The 20,646-nt window shown below is 33.8% G+C and carries 9 protein-coding genes; all 9 read right to left on the reverse strand.

Features of this window, described 5'->3' with window-relative positions:
- Positions 1 to 3: 3 nt before the first annotated feature.
- Positions 4 to 6,168: an amino acid adenylation domain-containing protein gene (locus WKT05_RS01645; RefSeq protein ID WP_340412646.1), complete on the reverse strand. Its 6,165-nt coding sequence runs from the start codon at positions 6,166 to 6,168 to the stop codon at positions 4 to 6.
- Positions 6,169 to 6,180: 12 nt separating this feature from the next.
- On the reverse strand, positions 6,181 to 7,767 hold the full coding sequence (locus WKT05_RS01650) for a (2,3-dihydroxybenzoyl)adenylate synthase (protein WP_285044407.1): 1,587 nt from the start codon (positions 7,765 to 7,767) through the stop codon (positions 6,181 to 6,183).
- On the reverse strand, positions 7,764 to 8,459 hold the full coding sequence (locus tag WKT05_RS01655; RefSeq protein WP_340412647.1) for a 4'-phosphopantetheinyl transferase family protein: 696 nt from the start codon (positions 8,457 to 8,459) through the stop codon (positions 7,764 to 7,766). Before WKT05_RS01655 ends, WKT05_RS01650 begins: the two co-directional genes overlap by 4 nt.
- Positions 8,446 to 9,201, reverse strand: a complete 756-nt coding sequence (locus tag WKT05_RS01660) for a thioesterase II family protein (protein ID WP_340412648.1) — start codon at positions 9,199 to 9,201, stop codon at positions 8,446 to 8,448. Before WKT05_RS01660 ends, WKT05_RS01655 begins: the two co-directional genes overlap by 14 nt.
- A 409-nt stretch (positions 9,202 to 9,610) precedes the next feature.
- Entirely contained in the window at positions 9,611 to 9,982 is a 372-nt protein-coding gene (locus WKT05_RS01665; RefSeq protein ID WP_340412725.1) for a metal-dependent transcriptional regulator, read from the reverse strand.
- Positions 9,983 to 10,076: 94 nt separating this feature from the next.
- Complete coding sequence (locus WKT05_RS01670) at positions 10,077 to 10,994, reverse strand: single-stranded DNA-binding protein (RefSeq protein WP_340412649.1); 918 nt, start codon at positions 10,992 to 10,994, stop codon at positions 10,077 to 10,079.
- 23 nt (positions 10,995 to 11,017) lie between these two features.
- Positions 11,018 to 11,275 (reverse strand): hypothetical protein, encoded by a 258-nt coding sequence (locus WKT05_RS01675; RefSeq protein WP_282924724.1) that lies wholly within the window; start codon positions 11,273 to 11,275, stop codon positions 11,018 to 11,020.
- The gene (locus WKT05_RS01680) at positions 11,262 to 19,277 is read right to left on the reverse strand and encodes a helicase-related protein (RefSeq protein WP_445323170.1); all 8,016 of its coding nucleotides are present in this window, start codon (positions 19,275 to 19,277) and stop codon (positions 11,262 to 11,264) included. Before WKT05_RS01680 ends, WKT05_RS01675 begins: the two co-directional genes overlap by 14 nt.
- Before the next feature lie 278 nt (positions 19,278 to 19,555).
- Positions 19,556 to 20,011, reverse strand: a complete 456-nt coding sequence (locus tag WKT05_RS10615; protein WP_423806772.1) for a TnpV protein — start codon at positions 20,009 to 20,011, stop codon at positions 19,556 to 19,558.
- Between the last annotated feature and the right edge of the window lie 635 nt (positions 20,012 to 20,646).

Consider the following 20,646-nt stretch of genomic DNA (forward strand, 5'->3'; position numbering starts at 1 on the left):
TCTTTATATTTTCCTTAAATATTCATCAACTTTTAATAAAGTATAGTATACCGTTGAATTTTCTAAGAATTCACTAAAGTCAAGCTGATAATTATATTTCTCTAACATTTTGTTTGATAGCTGAATCATATTTAGAGAGTTTCCACCTAAAGAGAAAAAGTTATCTTCTATCCCTATCTCTTCTAATTCTAAAACCTCTCTCCATAAATCTTTTATTTCTTCCTCCAGTTCGGCGTTATAAGAATGTTTATCGTTTGTTTTATCTGTATCTATCTTCTCATTAGAGTTTTCTTCTATGTGTCCGAATTCAGTCCTTTTCTCATTCTTGTCATTTTTACGCTCGTTGTTTAATTGTATGTTTCCATTCAATTTAGTAAAATCTTTAATTTGCTTTTCTTTATTAATAGAAAACTCTTTAACCATATTTACATAATCCACAAAACAATTGTTCAATTGTGCCCTATCAAAAAGTTCCTTTACATAATCCCAAACTAATAATAGCTTTCCATCAATTTCTAAAACCTGATGATCTAGCCATATTTGTGGAGTCTGGCTTATTCCGTAATTGTAAGTGGCTAAAAATTCTTTGCTTTCATTTCCCATTATTCCTAATCCGCTTGTAAATACTATTGGAGCAACAATGTCTAGTTGTTTATCATTTCGTAACTCTCTTAAAAATTCTAAAGAGCTATATGAAGAATGTTCCCTATCAGAAATGAGTTGATTTTGTAATTTCTTTGCATTCTCGATAATAGTATTCTTTTTATCCAGCTGCACCTCAAGTAAATTTAATTCTGTAAAATCACCCATTATCTTATGAATTTGTGGATGAATCTCCTCCTTCATGAATTGAGTCACATTAATTGCAAATTTTTCATCATCACTATACTTATTTAAGATAAGTGAGAATAAAGTAAGAAGTAATGAGGTTGGTGTTAAATCATTCTTTATTGCAATACTTTTAACATCTGACCAAACTTCTTCTTCAATTACCGCTTCTTTTCTATTGAACTTTTGAACAATATTACTATTTTCTTTGTTCATAAAAGAAAGGTTTGGAACATGAGGAAATGAGTCTAGTCTATTTAACCAGTACGCTTTGTCTTCTTCATAATTCCTTTTGTTTTCTTGCTTTTTATTTAAGACATAATCTCTGAAAGTAATCTCTATCTTCTCTTCGATAAATCTTCCTTCATATCTAAGCTTAATTTCTCTTAAGAATTCAAACATGCTCCATCCATCAAGTATTGTATTGTCAATGCCTATAAATACTCTAAATTCATTCTCCGTCAGCTTGGCCACTTTGAAGTCAATCGTTGGAAACACGCTCAAGTCTATAACTCTATGTGACAAATTTTCTCTTATTTTAAGCAGAGCATCTTCTCGATCCTTATTTCTTAACTCACTTACATCATTTACGTCTACTAAAACATATGGTGTTTCCTTTAAAATTTGCTGTTCCCCACTCTTTAATATTATTGTTCTTAAAGCAGGATTATATACAATGGATTCATTTAATGACTTTTGGAGTTTTTTGATATTTAAATCAAGACAATTGAACTCGAAATAACAATGAGTCGATACATTGCCTAAATCAAATACACCTTGCCTTCCAATCCAATAAGCCATTTGTACATCCGTTAACGGAAATGGTTTATATAAATTTTCTTTGTCTGGAACTATACTTTGAAAATTGTTACCGTTTCCATCTGTTTTATTTTCATCAATATATTTTGATAGAGAAACTACAGATGAGTTTTCAAAAATATCTTTAATGGAGATTTCTATTCCAAGTTTATTTCTAACTTTTCCAACGATAGTTGTTGCTACTAAGGAATCTCCTCCTAAAGAGAAATAATTATCATTTATGCCTATGTCTTCTTTGTTTAAAGATTCTTTCCATATATTTAAAAGCAATTCCTCTCTATCGCTTCTGGCTTGTGTTTTTGCTTCTGTTCTTGTCTTCAAGCTTTCTTGATCTTTATATAAATTCTTTTTCAATCTTTTTCTATCTGCTTTACCGTTTTTATTTAATGGAATTTCATCTACATGGTAAAAATGAGTTGGGACCATATAGCTTGGAACTTCTTTAAGCAAATAATCTCTAAGATTATCAAAAGAAACAACACTGCTTTGCAATTTTCTAATGAAAAATGTGTTAAAATTTGTTTCAGCTAAGTCTTTTGTAGCACTTTGATATAAAACTTCGCTATTATTAACCTTTATATTAACTTCTTTGTCAGTTTCAAAGTTTTTTTCTAAGATATTCGCTGTAATTAAAGGCAGTAGATTCAATTGATTAATTTCATTGCCAAATAGTAATCCATTGGGCTTTAATAAACCAACTAAAGCTTTTAATTTTTTCTGAGGATTATCACTTCTGTGGATTGAGTTTAATGCTATTACAATATCAAAATAGTCATTTTCTAAAGCTTCTTTTAGATCACCTTTAAAGGTTACGTGCTTGAATTTACTATTTTCTTTAAGACTCAAGAGCTCTTTTTCAAAATAGATGGAATTATCAACATAAACATATTCATCAATAAAATCTTTGCACTCATTAAACAATTCCTCTGTTATTTCCTCGTTCCTTGTGGAATATTCTAAAACTCTTAATTTCTTATTCGAATTCTTCTCTATATAATTTTTTAAAGTTTTTATTATGCTTTTTATGGACTCCTCGTAACCTGTAAGGTTTCTAACTAGTTTTGATAAAGAAAACTTATCATCTTCTCTATAGAAAACCTCTATAGGGTCTTTTTTGCCTTTTAAAATATCCAAAAGCTCAGGTTCTAACTCCTTTGCAAATCGTTCAATTGCTCGTGCATACTCTGAGTTTACAGTCAATTCCGAAACAGATTCGTTCTTTTTGTATCTTCCATTGCTGCTTATTAAATAATTGAGTTTTTCAAGTTCTCTAATCCATTTTTCGATTACAACCTTGTTTGAGTCTGAGCAATCTATTATTCGACATATTTCCTCAATGGAATAACTTCCCTTTGAGAAATCAACATCATATTCTCTGAAAATGTCTATAACAGTCTTAACGACAATTTTGTCTATTTCCTTGTTTTGTAGTTCTGTCTTATTTATTAAAGATGTTTCCGGCTTTACTATGAAAGAGAAATCATTGTTTATAAGATTCGAATAACCAACTGCCTCATATGCACTTAAATCACTTTTTACAAAAGCGACTAGATGCTTACTCCAGCCTCTTTCAACAAAATCAACAATTACCTTGTCGACCCCATCATATTTTCTAATAGCATCCTCAATTTCTCCTAATTCTATACGATGCCCTTTAATCTTGACTTGAGTGTCTTTTCTGCCTAAAAATTCAATTGTACCATCGTTCCAAGTTCTTCCATTATCTCCAGTTCTATACCATCTAATCCCGTCTTCTTCAAAATATTTTTTCTTAGTTAGCTCTTCATCGCCATGGTAGCATTTAGCTACTCCAACTCCGCCAATTAAGAGTTCACCTTTCACATAGTTGGGGCAAATTCTGCCTATCTCATCTACTACTCGATAAACTTGATTTTTAAGTGACTTCCCGTATGGTATGGAAATCCATTCTTTAGGAATTATTCTTGGAACATCTAGGTGATTTGACCAAATAGAGGCTTCTGTTGCACCACCCATGGCCACAACAAAAGAATTTTTATACTCACTTATTTTGTAAAATCTTTCAGGTAGATTTATGGTGATCCAATCGCCTGAAAGCATAACAACTCTAAATGGCAAGTTCATATTTTTGCCTTCTGCCATAGTTACGAGCATGTCAAATAGTATAGGAACAGAATCCCATATTGTCACCTTGTATGCATCAATCAATTTTATCCATTCATCTGGATTTCTATAATTATCTTCACTTGTTGTTACTATAGTGCCACCTGCATGGAGTATGCCGAAAATGTCATAAACTGAAAGATCGAAATCAATGGCTGATACCATAAGCACTGTATCTTTGTCATTTATTTTATATTTTTCATTCAAATCTACACATGTATTTATGGCACTGGTGTGCATTATCTCAACACCTTTAGGGACTCCTGTCGTTCCTGATGTCATGATAATATAAGCACTATCATAAGGACTTATAGTTACTATCTTTTCTAACATTCCTTCATTAGATATTCCTTGGTCAAAATCTAAAACTGTTACGTCTTCTTCTTTTAAGGAGCATTCTTCGCTAGTTCTTAAATCACTAATAATATGTTTAATTCCAATTTGAGAGTAGATTTTACTTCTTCTTTCGTTTGGCTGTGTAATTCCAATAGGGACATAAGCCGCCCCAGCAAAAAGAATCCCAAATATAGCTACAATTTGTCTGCTTCCCCTTGGAAGTGTTATTCCTATATAGTCCCCTTTTTTTACTCCATTTTTAATCAAATAATGCGCTATTTTTAAAGACATCTCGTAAAGATGTTTGTATGTTAGCTCCTCTCCGGTTTCAGAATCTATAACAGCGACTTTATCAGGATTTCTATTTACATTTTTTACAAAACCGTCATATAGAGTTTCATCAGGAAACTTTAGAGGTAAAATGCCTTCTACATCCTGCTTTCTTATTTTTTTCTGATTATCAGGAAGTACATCTACCTTATTGCTCCAACTTGATTCATCTGTTAAAGATTTCAGAAGAGCATTCAATGACTCAAACATATCATCAAGTACTCCTTCTGGGAAAAGCTCATCTACTGAATCCCAACAAAGAATCAAATTACCATCATTTATGTAGCTTTGAAAATCCAGCCATACTCCCGGCGTTTGAGAAATCATGTACTCTATCCTGCCTAAATTGTTTCTCAATATTTCTGTTTCAAGGGGATAGTCAATATTGCACGCAAAAACAACAGGTGCCACATTGGCACTTGATCCTTGGATTTTTGATATATCTCTTTGAACCTGAACGCCATTATATAAACTATGGGAAGCATTTTCTAAAAATGTTTTGTTAGTTCTTTTTAATGTTTCTATGAAAGAATCATCCTTTAATGTTTCATGCTCAACCAATAATAATGTTGTGAAATCCGCAACCATGTTTTTAAGGTTTTCATTTTCAAGATCTCTATTGAATAGAGGAATGTTTATAAAAAATTTATCTTGATTACACCATCTTTCTAAGACTAATGTGTAACAGGTTAAAAGTACCATTGATGGAGTGGTTTTATATGTGGCTGCTATTTCTTTAATTTTCTTCCAATCTTCTCTATCAATAATTCTTTTTCTTCTTGTAAATCTTGTTTCTTTAATTTGTTCAGGTTGTGTTTTGATAGGAAGATTTGGTCTCTCTATTTCAAAGGAATTAATTTTAGCTTCCCAAAACTCTTTATCCTTAGTGTCATCTTCAGCTGTACTTTCTAAACTATAAATATAATCAGCGAAAGTGTATTTGCTTGCCTTTTCTTCTTCAAATCCAGCATAAATCTCAGATAATTCTCTAAGCAAAATACTCATACTCATTACATCAGCAACAAGTAAATCTATATCAAAGAATATCCTATGTTTACCACTAGGGAGTAAAGCCAGTTTGATATCAGCAACCTGCCCTTCTTTGACTTTTAGTTTTCTGTGAGATATATTATTTCTTATGTTTTTGAGTTGAACTTCTACTTCTTTTTTATCTTTTTCTGACAAGTTAAAAATTTCTATGCTATCACTATATGGTTCTTCTAAAATTTCTTGATTTCCATCGTCTATAAATCTAGCTCTAAGCATTGGGTGCCTGTATTGCAAAATGTTCCAAGCTTTATTTAACCTATCGGGATTTATACCTTCCCCATCTATCTCTAAATAGGCGTGGCAACCTATACCCCCTAGGGTTTGATCGTCTTCTCTTCCTATAAAGTAAGAATACTGAACATCAGTAAGAGGAAATGCTTCACTAATCTTCTTGCTATCTTTTTTAACCTGATTAACTTCTTTGATTTTTGCAGTATCTACCAGTGAAAACCATTTTTCCTTAGATGGGTTCTCAATCAATTTAGCAAAGGGTACAATGATTCCATTTTTCTTTAACTTTCCCGAAAGTTGCATTATTTGAATAGAGCTTAGTCCTTTTTCGATTAAATTATCAGAAGCGTCAATTTTAGAGCCATCAATAATATCACTTAACCATCTCTCTATTATTATTTTTGCTTTTCCTTTTATTGTATTAGACTCCACTTCAAACTCCTCTCATATCATTTCTCTTAACTTATTTCTGTCTATTTTACCTAAGGCTGTTAATGGCCAATCATCAATATACCTGACACTGTCCGGCAATTTAAATTCTGCTAAGTTTTTGTCAGATAAAAAGTGTCTGATTTCATCAAGTTTTAATTCTTTTTCATTCGTCTTTAAGACAAAAACTGCTATGGCTTCTCCTAAAAATTCATCAGGAATTCCCACTACTTGGACGCCATCTATGTCTTTATGAGTAAGGAGAATATCTTCAAGCTCTAGCGGTGTTATCTTCTCGCCAGCTCTGTTTATTGTTTCTTTAATTCTACCGACTATTTGATAATTCCCATCTTTAAGCCTTCTAGCCTTATCCCCTGTTCTGAAATAGCAATCTGCCGTCATGCAATTCTTGTTGATTTCAGGTAAATTATAATATCCATAAATCGTGTATGGTCCTCGTACAATAAGTTCGCCAAAGTCTTCATTTAGTGCATCATCGCCATTTTCTTCAACAATTCTTATGTCGTCGTATTTACTTATTGGTTTGCCTTGGGTATGCATTCTAATATCGTAATTGTCTTGTATGTCTGTGACCAATATCAACCCTTCAGCAATGCCAAAAATCTGTTGCAATTTTGCCTTAAATTCTTTTTCAATTTTTTCTGCAAGTGAGGCTTCCAATACCGATCCGCCTATTTGTAAGATTTCTAATGAGGATATATCGTAATCACCATCTTTTAAAAATTCCAGACAAATATTCGCTACAGCAGGCACTAAGCCTGTTATGGTCACTTTTTCTTCTTCTATGAGGGGGAGAATCTCATCTGGACTTGTTACTCTACATAAAACAACCTTTCCGCCCACTGAAAATGTTCCTAAAATACCAGGACAGCATAAAGGAAAGTTATGAGCTATAGGAAGAGCTGCTAAATAAATGCTTTGTTCATCCATCTTGCATTTTAGCGCCGTGCGTTTTGCAACATAAATATAATCGCAATGTCTTCTTGGAATTAACTTCGGAATTCCTGTTGTGCCACCAGATAATAGTAGTAGACCAATGTTTTTATAATCTACTTCAGGCAATTTGTAATTATAATCATTATCAACAAGATCTGAAAAATTTTTATACTCTTGACTATCACCAAGAATATAAACCTCAATGCTATGATGTAATTCTCTTTTTATGTCACGAATCATGTCCGCATAAGAAAACCCTAAATACTTATCCTTCGATATGTAAGCTTTCGCCTCTGATTTTTCAATAATTCCCTTTATTTCATTTTCTCTATGAGCCGGTAAACTTAACGCAGGAATAATTCCAACTTTGAACATAGCAAAAGCTATCACTATAAATTCATAACAATTAGGAAGTTGCAAAACGATTTTATCTCCAGGCTTAAAGCCCGCCTTCAAAAGTCCGTTTGCATATTTAATGGAATCTGCCTCCAGATCTTTGTATGAATATTTCTTTCCATCATCTATAACAGCTATTTTATCTCCATATTTTTTTGCACAGTCACTTATAAATTCGCCCAGTGTCCTATGCTCCCAAACATTTTCATCATAGAATTTTTCTAATTTTTCTTTTAACTCTATATTCATATTTCCTCCGATATGCAAAGTGCACCTACATAATTTTTAGATAATTTAATAGGTTTTAATGTCTTTGCTTTTTTCATGTTTTTATCTCTGATTTTTATCAAACTCTCATCCACATAAAGTATTTCTATTTCTTTTGGGTCTCTTAATAGACCGCTGCCTTCCCATTTTAAGTATGCTTCTTTTGCAGTCCAATACTTAAAAAACAGTGTATGTTTATTTCTAATTAGATTTATTTCTTTTTCTACAAAACACTCTTTTAAAATATCTTGAAAGCTAAATCTTTTATTGATTTTTTCTACATCTACACCTATTTCTCTTTTTGAAAATCCCGCTATCACACATCCATCTGTATGAGATATATTAAATTTAATCCCTTGCGGATTTTCTATGAAAGGCTTGTTGTTACTGTCTCTTTGAAAGTTAAGATTTTCAATGTCGGCTTTAAGAATTTCTTTAAAGGCGATGTTTACAATGACTCTGGATATCACAAAATTTATCTTTGCAATTTCAGATACGTAAGATTTCGATCTTTTTATTTCGCTCTTACTTAGCCATCTCTCAAGATCTCTAATTTTAATTTCATTTGTGTTAGCCACAACTAACATGACGTCATAAAAATAGAATCTTTCATCTAATTTTCCAAACTTATAAAAGTCATCTTTCGTTAAAAGTTCAATCTTATAAACTTTCATCTAAGCCAACAAATTCTTTTATAGCTTCTATTACGTTATTCTCAGAAGTATTAACAAACATATGCTTACCTGGAATATATTTATACGAAAAGCTTTTAGTTGTATATTCCGACCATTTCAATAACTCATCCAACTTCATTTCTTCGTCAATGTCCCCCATCAAACCAAGGATGTTGCTATCAACTTTTTCATATTTTTTATCTTGATAATCCTCATCTATAATAAAATCTGCTCTTAGAGTCGGAAGAAATATGCTAATTAGATCTTTGTTATCTAAAATTTCATCTGGTGTTCCGTCATATCTTCTTAATCCTTCTATAAATCCTTCATCATCAAGGTGATATATAGGGTTTGGCTCCTTGTAACAAGGCGCACGACCAGCAGATATAATTATTCCTTTGGGGTTTGGTAAGTCGCTTTCTTTTATCCTTAATGTCAGTTCATAAACAATCTTTGTACCCATGCTATGACCAAATAGATAGTATGGTGTTTGGGTATCCAGGTTTTCTCTTAAACTGTAAAATAGCTCATACACTAACTCCTCTATATTGTCTATTGCTCTTTCTCCGAATCTAGATTCTCTTCCAGGGTATTGAGCAACATAAACTCCTATATTGTTAAATTGAACTCCCCATTTTCTAAAGACAGAGACACCACCTCCGGCAAAAGGAAAGATAAAAAGATTAGCTTTTTTGTTTTCCTTATATGTATCTTTATTAATGCATTCAAACCACTTTGACATATCACACCTCTTTGCAAAAATTAACTCTCTGTTAAAAGGAGTTTTTGTTTATTTTGTGTTAGCCACACCTAACTCAATCACATTATACTATAATTGATACTTAATATCAATACTTTGTTTTGTTGTACTCTCACTAAAACTTTTTCATTTTCTAAAATTTACAAGTAGAATATCTCATGTTTCAGATTTATATTGAAAGATTATTGGATAAATAATCTTTTGATTAGGTACAGAGGTTTTTTCTACTTTCATTATGTGTAGTAGTTATGAGTAAGTTTGCATACAGTAACTTGCATCAATAGCTTTCGCTTTTTTATGCTTTTATTAATTTTTTATATTTTTTATTTTCTTTCAATAAAAAAACAAGGCACACGTGAAGATTCCCTCACATGTACCTTGTTTTAAAATCTTAAATTTTATTGACAAAATATTTTTTAATTTTTTGAAAGCTATCTTCAGAGATTATATGTTCGATTTGGCACGCTTCTTCCTCCGCTCGTTTTTGCTCGATTCCAATTTCAATTAATAGTTTTGTCAAATAAAGATGCTTTTCGTATATGCCCTTAGCTATCTTTTCTCCTTCTTCTGTAAATCGTACTATTTTATCTTCTTCATAAAGGATATAGCCCTTGTCTACCAGCTTTCTTAACATCTTATGAACAGTTGATCTGGCAACCTCTAGATAGTTTGCAATATCAATGCTTCTAACTTCTCTATGGTTTTTATATAAAATGTAAATTGCCTCTAGATAATTTTCTTCTGCAAATTCCCTGTGTACTATTGAGAACCCCTCCTCTCAAAATTCAAATATACATGATATTATAGTTTTATTTCAATTATTATGATTATATATCTAAGCCATAAGATATATTTTATCAGATTTCATTTTCTTTTACCTTATTTTTTCTTTCCCCTTTATTATTTACCTTGGATTTTTCTTTAAATTTATTCATATTTCCAATCACCGATTCTTTCTTCTTTTCTTTTAAAATTTTCACTCCATAAACTTTAAAGTTTTCATAGCTTTTTCCTTCTTTAGATTGTGACACTTGCATCTTTCCTAAAAGAGAAACAAAGTCTCCCTTCTTAAGATTTTCAACTTTTTCAATTTTATTATCATAAGCATAGCAGTTAGTAAATTTTACATTCCCATCTTTGTCATTACTGGCTATAGAAAAGGAGGCCACTTTAAAGTTTCTCCCGTCTTTACTAGTATGTTCTGAAATTTTGGGATCATCCGTCAAATTACCTGTAATACTTTGGCTTTCTTTTTCTTTTTTTTCCTCTGGCATATTTTCTTTCTCCTTTGAAACTTTATTATCCTCTTTGTTTATAGGACTACTAACCCTTTCTTCTTTTTCTATCTCTTGACTTTGCTCATTTTCTAATGAATAATCATCAAGATATTTTGCAAAATTATCGTCAATTAATCCCATAATGTCATCGTTCATATAATTGTCATAAGCGTTTTGTAGGGCTTCTTTGTTTTCAATCCCGCTTTCAATTGAAACCATGGCCTTTACAAAGTTCTCATAGCTATTGTCCATTAAATCAGAAAGCAAGTCTTTCATTTTTCTAAAGTCGTCAATCTTGATTAAAGGTACTTTATCTATTGAATCGGCATATCTTCCTCCCTGCCATTCAAAGATACCTTTCTTTTCATTAAAGTCTATACCTCCTACCACTACAAACTGATTGCCTGTAAATAGTGTGGCTCGATTGTCTTCAATATCTAAAACAATAGTGTTATCAGATAAACTGGTCCTTATCGTATCGCCTTTCTGTAAGTTCATTATTTCCTCCTCTTTTGATTTCTTTACTGGTTGATTTCATTAATCCTTATTTCTATATCCTTGCAAATTTCATGAATAAGGTTTTTATTTTCTAATTCAATCCAAATATCCTGTATTATTTTAAAACTCTCTTCATTTAAGACCTTAGCTATTACTAGCTTAATGTCCATATCTTTAAAAACCTTCTCATTGCTCCTATCTAATTTTTTAATTTCTTGTTTGAATTTTAGAAATTCTTTTTCTCCTTTATTAATTCCTACATCTTCTTTACAAGGCTCCACGAACGCCCTCCTCTCTGAGTTGGGATTCTAAATTTTGTGATTTTTCTTTCTTATTATCTCTGTGCTCAATTTGTTCTTTATACTCATTATACTCATTAATTTTTTCTAGTATTGAGTTCTTATTCCTATCTTTTTCATTCAAGTCTCCGATTTCCTGTACCTGATTATCTCGAAAATCAGCATCATATCGGTCTATTACTCCATCTAAATCCATGTCCTTAGAAAGGGGGTCATAGAAATTGCCATTATCATCTATTTCAAGACCTAAAACACTTTTAAGATTCTCCTCATCTACATAGACAAGTTCTTGAAAATCCCATAGACCTATATGAGCAGCTATTTGGGCTAATTCCTTAGTGCTACTGGCATCTTCTGGGTCAAAAGTAAAGGCTTGGCTGTAAACTAAAGTGTTGTCTACATATTGATTTAATTTGTAGTTTTTAAGGTCAAGCGTGGTTTGTATCTCATGGTTTTCATCTGGTGTAGTCGTATAGGCTAGGCCAATATTTTCTATGTCAGGAAAGAGCCTATCAAAATCTTCTACTGTGTTTTCCTCTTCATATTCTCTATTAAGAAAGTTTATTATTTCTCCCTTTACTTCATCAAGCAAAGGATCTGCCTGTACCTCTGCCTCCCTTTGACCTAGGTCTAATAATTTATTAACTTCCAAGAGTCTAAGATTTTTCTCCATGAGCAAGTCTCTTTGTGGAAAGTCTTTCTGGATTTCAAGTTTAGCCGTTTCAAGTTGCTTTTCTACTGTATCTAGCTTCGTCTTTGTGTCTTCCAGTCTTTCAGGAAGCTTATCCAAGATATTGTCTAGTCTAGTGATATTTCCTATAGGATCCGTACCAAATTCTCCATAATACTTTCCTTGTCCTTTGACAATCGCTGTATAGGAATTAAAGAAGGAATTGTACTTACCATAGATTTCAAAGTTTCGATAATTCGCCAACTTTTCTTCCTTATCTTCTCCCACTTTTAGAGATTTTATTTTCTGTAAAAGTAACTCCCCAGCTCGTTTCTTGTCCCTTTCTTTGACTCCATCTACCATAATAGAAGTAAACTTATTTTCACCTTCAATTAATTTCTCTGTGTTTGAAATATCTTTATTGGTATCTTCTATTTGCTTTTTTAGTTTTTCTATCTCCTTGGGATAGTCTTTATAGACCTTATCTTCAAGCTTGTATCTATTGGTTTTAAAATTAGATTCCAAAATCTTTAACTTAGATACTTCATTATCTAAGTCCATTTTTTCCCTAATTAGAGGATTGCCTGTAGCAAGGGCTTTGATTTCAGCGTAATTTAGGGTTGCCTCATCTACATCTTCTGCCACTCTAACAGGAGTTTTGCTTGTCATGATTTGAGAAATATATTTTTGTTTATTTTCTAGTGTTTGGAATAGGTAGGCATCAAAAGTATTTTCTGTAACATAACGAAATATATGCACTTCTTTATTTTCATTGCCTTGCCTTACTATTCTTCCTGCCCTTTGCTGAAGATCAGCAGGCCTCCAGGGAATGTCCAGGTCATGAATGGCGATAAGCTTGTTTTGAGCATTGGTTCCTGAACCCATTTTTTGAGTTGAGCCAAGAAGGACTCTTATTTCTCCCTTTCTTACCTTGTCAAAAATAGCGTCCTTTTCTTTGTTGTTTTTTGCAGAGTGGATATATTCTATCTCTCTTTCAGGCACCCCCATATCCATTAGCTTTTTCTTAATATCATCATAGACATTAAACTCATCAGACCTTGGTGTGGACATATCGCAAAAGATAAGCTGAGTTGATCTTTGGTCCTTATATTTATCCCAGATGCTAAAGGTGTTTTTCACACAGGTATTTACTTTTGAATGTTCATCATCTGGTAGTAATGGATTCATAAGCCTTTGGTCTAAGGCTAGTCTTTTCCCATCTCCCGTTATTTTTAACATATTGTCAACAGTTGAATCCACCTGCTTGTTTCTTACCTTGTCAGCCCTTTCAGAAAGGCTTTCCAATATAAGCTTTTGTTCTTGGCTTGGCTCCGTCTTAATGGTTTCATAGTGGGCTTCTGGTACTGGTAAATTTAAAACATCTGAAGTCTTAATATCTGCAAATTCCTTTACCGTATTCATAAGTTCTGGAAGGTTGTAGAACTTGGCGAAACGAGTTTTTGCTCGGTAGCCGTTGCCCTCAGGAGCAAGTTCTATGGCGGTTATAGTTTCCCCAAAAGTAGAGGCCCAAGAGTCAAAATGATTTAAACCCATTTCCTTAAGCCTGTCATATTGCAAATATCTCTGCATGGTATAGAGTTCTGCCATACTATTACTAACTGGCGTTCCTGTAGCAAAGACAATCCCCTTATTGTCGGTGATTTCATCCATATAGCGACATTTCATCAACATATCTGAAGACTTCTTAGCATCGGTATTAGATATGCCCGCTACATTTTGCATTTTTGAAAATAAATAGAGATTTTTATAAGCATGGGCTTCATCTACAAAGAGCTTATCAACACCTAATTCTTCAAAGGTAACTACACTATCTTTTTTGTAGTCATCATTTAATTTCTTAAGTCGGGTTTCTAATTTTTTCTTGGTCTTTTCTAATTGCTTAACGGTAAATCTTTGGTCTCGATCCCTTTTATATTCTTCTATATAGTCCAATATTTCATCAATTTGACTTTGGATTTCATATTCCTGTCTTTCCTTAGACATGGGAATTTTCTCAAATTGGGAATGGCCAATGATGATGGCGTCATAACCGCCAGTCGCTATACGAGCACAAAATCTCTTTCTCTTAGCTGGTTGAAAATCTTCCTGAGTAGCTACAAGGATATTTGCCGTTGGGTAAAGTTGCATAAACTCCCTGCCAAACTGCTCTGTAATATGGTTGGGAACTACGAATAGAGACTTATTATGAAGCCCCAGTCTTTTTCCTTCCATGGCAATACCTATCATTTCAAAGGTCTTTCCTGCTCCCACTTCGTGGGCTAGTAGGGTATTACCTCCGTAAAGACTTCTGGCAATAGCATTTTTCTGATGAACTCTTAACTCAATTTCAGGATTCATTCCCTCCATGATTAAATTGCTTCCATCGTATTCCCTAAGTCTTGTGGAATTAAAAAGTTCATTGTATTTATTAACCAGTCGATTACGCCTATTTGGTTCTTCAAAAATCCAATCCTTAAATTCGTCCTTTATGATTTCTTGCTTCTGTCCGGCTAACATGGTTTCTTCCTTGTTTAGAACAGATACCTTTTTCCCATCTTCTTCAAAGCGATCATAGATCTTTGTCTCTTTTAGATTTAACGTATCTTCTATCAGTCGATAGGCATTAGCCCTACTTGTTCCATAGGTTAGATTGGCAAGGTCGTTGGATTTATCCGAACTTTTACCCTCAACTCTCCATTCTCCCGTTACTTCAGTATATCTCAAGTGGATATTATATCTTTCGTAACCTGGTGTCTTTAAAAGATGAAACATAAACTCTTCATAAACTTCAGGCTCTATCCAAGTAGCCCCTAAACGAACAGAAATTTCCCCCGCTTCCAAGGCCTTAGGCATAACTTCTTTTAGTTTTTCTTTTTGATAGTTTAGCTGGTTGAGTTCCTCTCTTAAGGCTTCTTTTTCCTCTAGACTGTAAATAGTGTAGTCCGAACTTATGGCAACCTTGTTTCTTTCTTCTTGAGAGAGTTCTTTTTCGATATTTTCTATATAGGAATTTAAGACGTCTATCTTTTTTCTAATATTGCCACTCAAATATTCATCTGCCGTTACATAGGCTCTAGCAAAGTCATCATCTTCCAAGGCGGTTTTAAAGGGGTCTAGATCTTTTGGATTGTAGCTGTCAAGGTTTAAAAAGATTTTCCCTCTTAAATCATTTATAAGGGTCTTTCGATCTTTACCTGTCAAATCTCCCATATAGGGGAAGTTAATATTTCCCATATTGCTTACAGATAGGATTAGAGCATCTTGACTATTGTCCACATGGTCAATAACTTGTTGCTTTTTTATCGTCCTCTTTGTAAAGATGTCGGACTTGCCGATAAAGTTTCCCTCTTTATCTAGGTTCTCAATGGAAGATAGGAGGGAGTAATTGCTGTCTTCCCTAAATAGCCTTGAGTTTTCCCTACTGTTTAATCTTCCGTAGTCCTTATTAAACTCATCATAAACCCTATTTAACTTAGCTTGAGATTTTTTTATTTCTTCATCTGTGAAGTCATATTTTTGGCGGTCAATTAACTCTCTTAGAGCATCATTTACAGTTATATAAGCCTTAACCTTATTTTTATCCTTCTCACTTAAGGTTTTTTCAAACATCAAGGATTGCTCTCGAAAATATACCTTGTCATCAATTAGGGTATAGGAAAAATTCTTGACCCTATCATCTGCCGGTAGGGTTTTTGCCTCTTGGAATACTTCTTCCCTTTCCATTTCCTCATAGGTCCCTTCAATGTTTAAAATGGCTTCTTTTAGCTTTTCTTTTAAGTTGTCTTCTGTATCAATACAGGTTAGTGTCTTGCCAAAAGGTCCCGATACTTCCTCCATTTTTCCCATAATCATTTCAGGGTGTTCTACAAAATACTTGTTATAGGTAAGGCCTTGGCTATCAGTTTCTAGCCTTTGCCAGTCTTCGTCTATCTTTAAAAGCCTATCTCTTTTCTTTAAAAAGATAATGTCTGAAGTAACCTCTGTTCCCGCTTCCCCTTTAAAGGTGGTATTAGGGAGTCTTATGGCTCCTAAAAATTCAGCCCTTTCTGAGATATATCTTCTTACATCTTCATTCTTTTTATCCATGGTGCCTGAAGAAGTAATAAAAGCTATGATACCTCCATCTCTTACCTTATCTAAAGTTTTGGCAAAAAAATAATCGTGAATGAGGAAGTTGTTTTTCTCATAGTCACGATCATTTATCTTATATTCGCCAAAGGGAACATTGCCTAGGGCAAGATCAAATAGATTGTTGGAATAATTAGTTTCTTCAAAGCCTTTAATTTCTATATTAGCTTTTGGATATAGAATCTTGGCAATATTCCCTGAGATGGGGTCTAACTCTGTGCCATAGATTTTTGATTTTTCCATACTTTCTGGAAGATTACCTATAAATCTACCTGTGCCCAGGGAGGGCTCTAATATATTTCCTTCTTTAAAGCCCATCTTGGATAGGGTGGAATAAATACTTTCTATAACAAAATTTGGTGTATAAAAAGCGGTAAGGGTGGAAGCTCTGGCATCTTCGTATTCTTTTTCTGTGAGATTTTCCTTTAAGAAGTTCCTTGTCTCTAGCCACTGTCCTTCTTTTTCTTCGTTAAAGACATCTGCCAAGCCACCCCAACCTATATAGCCTGCCAAGATGTTTTTTTCTTCATCACTGGGTATTCGATCTTCTTTTTCCAGCGTCTTTAATAAGCCTATGGCTTTGATGTTGTTTTCTAACCTTTTTGACGGTGGTAAAGGGATTTCATCTTCACTAGAAAGGATCTTGTAGTTTTTCGTATCGGTTACTTCTTCAATACTTTCAGAATCTCGATTTTTATCTGGCTTTTCTTCCCTAGTTTCTTCTTTCTCTACGCTTTTTATTCGTTCCGCAGAATCAAAGCTTTTTGCTTGAACTTCTTGCCCACCAGGTCCGATTAGGTCCTTAAAATCTAACTGACTTATTTCCTTTTCTGGCTCTTTTAAGATTTTAAGCTTTAAATCTTTTTCTCTGCCATAGGGCAAAATAACATTATTTTTAATAAAACCACCAAGATATTCTTCATTATCCTTTAAGGTCATCGTATTGTAGTCTTCATATTTTTTAATATCTGCGATGGTGTATTCTTTGCCGTCATAGCTTACTTCCATGCCTATCTTATAGATAGGCTCTAGATCTTCTTCCATTTCTTTAGCCTTTTCTACTTGTTCATTTAAGTAGCCTTGAAGAAGGACTTGCCTGTGATCATCATCTAATAAATAGGGCAGGTTATCAAGGATCTCCTTGTAGGAGTCATAAGAAATAGCTGTGTTTTCAGAAATAATATAGTCCTTCCATTTAAGGACCTGCTTTAACTTCAATTCTTTCATATCTAGGGCAAGATCTTCTGTATAAGCTCCCTTTTGTTCTTCTTGGGGAAGACTTTTCGGTGGATTGAGTAAGTTTTCTTCCACATCCACATGGTCTAAAGTAAAGACTTCTCCTTGTAGGTCAAAGGAATAGACCTGATGATCGTCTATCTCTTTTTGAATAAGCCTTGAGATAATTTCTTTTTTATCCCTTATGCCTTCAATAGCCTCTTTAATATCCCCTGGAAGCTTAAATCTATAGTTTACTTGATTGTCCTTATTAATATAGGCAATAGACTGATAGGCTCCGTTTATTTCAAGGTTTTTATTGGAAATATAAATATCATTAGAATAGTCTGGAAACTGCTGGTCAAATGATGAGATATAAAAATCTATCCCCTCTATTTCTTTTGTTACTGTATCCATCTCTATTTCCCTTAGGTCATGGTTTTCAATATAAAAAAGATCATTTAAGTCCATAAGATTTGTATCTTTCATTTCTACGGCAAGACGATCAAATAGGGCATCAATCTTTTGGCTGTCTTCAAAGGTCTTTCCCTTATATAGTGGGTAAACTTGGCCTTTAGCATTTTCATCTGGATAAACCCTTCTGCCATCAGCGATAAGCTTAATATCTTTAAGCTCTTCCCTATCTACAAGTCCGTAATATTGACCGACCTTTACGGCTATAGTGTCTATCTGGGTTTCTTCCCCTTGCTCGTGACCCTTATCTTCAAGAAATTCTCTAAATTCATCAAAACCATTTACAATATCATCATCTATAATTTCCCTTGCCTTATTGACAATAAGATTCGGAACGTCCTCGTATTCAGTTTGACTTTCTAAAAGATAGTATTCAACCCCATTTATTATTTCCATATCTTTGATATAGAAGGTATCATTTATTTCTTCTAAGACAATACCGTCCTCTATATAGTCAATAGGATAGGCCTGTTGAATCTCGTGAGCGATTCTTATTAACTCTTCCTTGAACTCGTCGTCTATTTGATCATCATAGAAAACCAGTCGTCCGTTTTCTTCCATATAGGCTAGGGATATTCCATCTACATAGTAGGTCTTGCTTCCATCAAAGCCCTGTTCAATATATAAACGGTCGTCTGTAGCAGGTAGATCTTCTTCACTTTTAACCTTTGTCTCTGCATCTCGTTCTTGGTTTTGACTTTCTATACCAATTTCTTTTTTCGCTTCTAGGTATTGGTCTTTTACTATTAAATTAGTAATCCTTTTTGCTACTTCGTTCCAATTAAGACCAATAGAAGGAGCGAACTCTTTTTCTAATCTAATACCTTTCCCATCATGCCACTGGCTACTATTTCTATCTCCTGAAATCCCGGGAGAACTGCCTCCTATTCCATATTCAGACTTTAGAAAGTCGGCCTTTTCCTGTAGACTATGGTCTTCTATAAAATAGTTATATATTCTTTCCCTGCCTTGGACGAAACCACTTCCTCCCCTTAAAACATCATCTATTTCATCTTGAGTGATAAAGGCATTAGGATTTTGAATATCTCTTAATTGGCTTACATACTGTTTTCTTGTAATATCAAGGTCCTTAAGTTTTTCTAATAAGTCTTCGGTCTTATGATAGTGAAATCTTAGGATTTGTGGGTTTTGCTTATAATCATTTAAAAAGTCTTCATATTCTCGGACAAGTGTATTCCTAAAATCCTTATCCTCTAATTCTTTACTTAGAGCTTCCGTACTATCTGGAAAACTTCCAGTAACCAAAGCTGAAAGAGAGGTGAAGTATTGGCCCTCATAATCTTCAGCTATATCCCTATACATATATAGAACGGCTTCTGATAGACGGTTTCTTTCATAAGATAAGCTTTCGTCTATTTCCACATTACTTACAAAGTAGCTCCTGTCTAAGAGTTCATTTATTCTTGTAGCCATATCTTGCCAAGAAAGAACTTTATCAGGATGGTCTCCAATTTCCCTTCCTTCCGAAAGAGCCATTCCTCTATCTGTAAAGTAGGCTGCAAGCTCTCTGCCATCTATGAGAAGACCATTTCCTCCTTGGTAATTCTCCTTTAGAAAGTCTATTTGACTTTGAATATCCTTTCCCTTGGAAAACTCAGCGATTACAGGGAGTCTGCCTCCTTCAATATTTCCTCCATGGATAAGAAATTGGTCAATCTCTTCTTGACTTATGGGACTGGTAAATCGAATTTGACTTGCTGAATTTTTCTCACTAAAAAAGGAAGCCTGAGCTTCCCTTTTTTGCTGTTCATCTTCTATACTAGGACGATTTCCTTCATCGCTATCTCCTGTAGTTCCATATCCATGTTCTTTTTCAGTTTCAGATATTTCTCCAGATCCTGGCTCTTCATTTCTAAGGTCAGTCCCCAGCTTTCCATCATCTTTCCTTCTTCCTGTCTCAGAAATTCTTCCACTTGATTCTCTATATCCATCAGATGGTCCATGAGTCTTTCTTCCATCATCATAATCTGATAGCTGTTCTCCTTGTGTTCCTTGAGAAATTTCAGTCTTGCCCTGCCAAAGCTGTTCAGTTTCCCTAAGTCTAGCTTTGTCGGCATTTGGATATTGGGAATCATCATCTCGTGTTGGTCTACCATCTCCAGTCGGTAGGTCCCTCCCTCTTTCTCGAAGGGTGTCTCTTTCAAGGCCGGAATGTATTCCTCCCCTTGTTTCTGGTATTTTTTGCCCGCTATGGTTATCATCTCTGCCATCTTCACTACCTCCTATATTTTTAACCTTATTTGGGTCCATTTCATTTTGAGTAATTGTATTATAACGCTCCTTAAGCCCTTTTGTCTGCTCCCTATTTTCATTTTGTAAGTTTCTTTTAATAAATTCTTCTCTCGTAATTGCTCTGCCTATATCTATGAGCAGACTTTTGTTGGTTTGGGAAATGCTTCCTAAAAGTATGTCCATATCTTCTTTGTTGGATAAGCTACCTATTAGTTCTAGATTCTCCATCTTAGGGATATAGTCTATGCCCATCCTGGAACTCGTTGCCACTCTTACAGACTCTGTTAAAAAATTTAGTAGATTTACTTTTGAGTAAGAGGTCAAGATTTCTTCTGATAGACTATCTAAAATCTGATAATAGCTTTCTTTAACATAGGTTTCCACTAGAGCAGAAACTTTTTCCTCTTCCGTTAAATAGTTTAGGCTATTGAGTCCATCTGTATTGTCTATTAGATAATCTAAGGCTTTTCGGTGGTCTTGCCTTTTATATTCCCATACCTTAACCTCTGCAATATGATTTTGACGGCTTACCGTCTGTAGAACATCAAAAAGGTATTTTACCTTGCCTGTTTCAAAGTCTAATATTGGAATGCCTTTTTCCCCTCTTTTTACG

The sequence above is a fragment of the Peptoniphilus sp. HCN-40583 genome (assembly GCF_037892835.1).
GTDB lineage: Bacteria > Bacillota > Clostridia > Tissierellales > Peptoniphilaceae > Aedoeadaptatus > Aedoeadaptatus rachelemmaiella.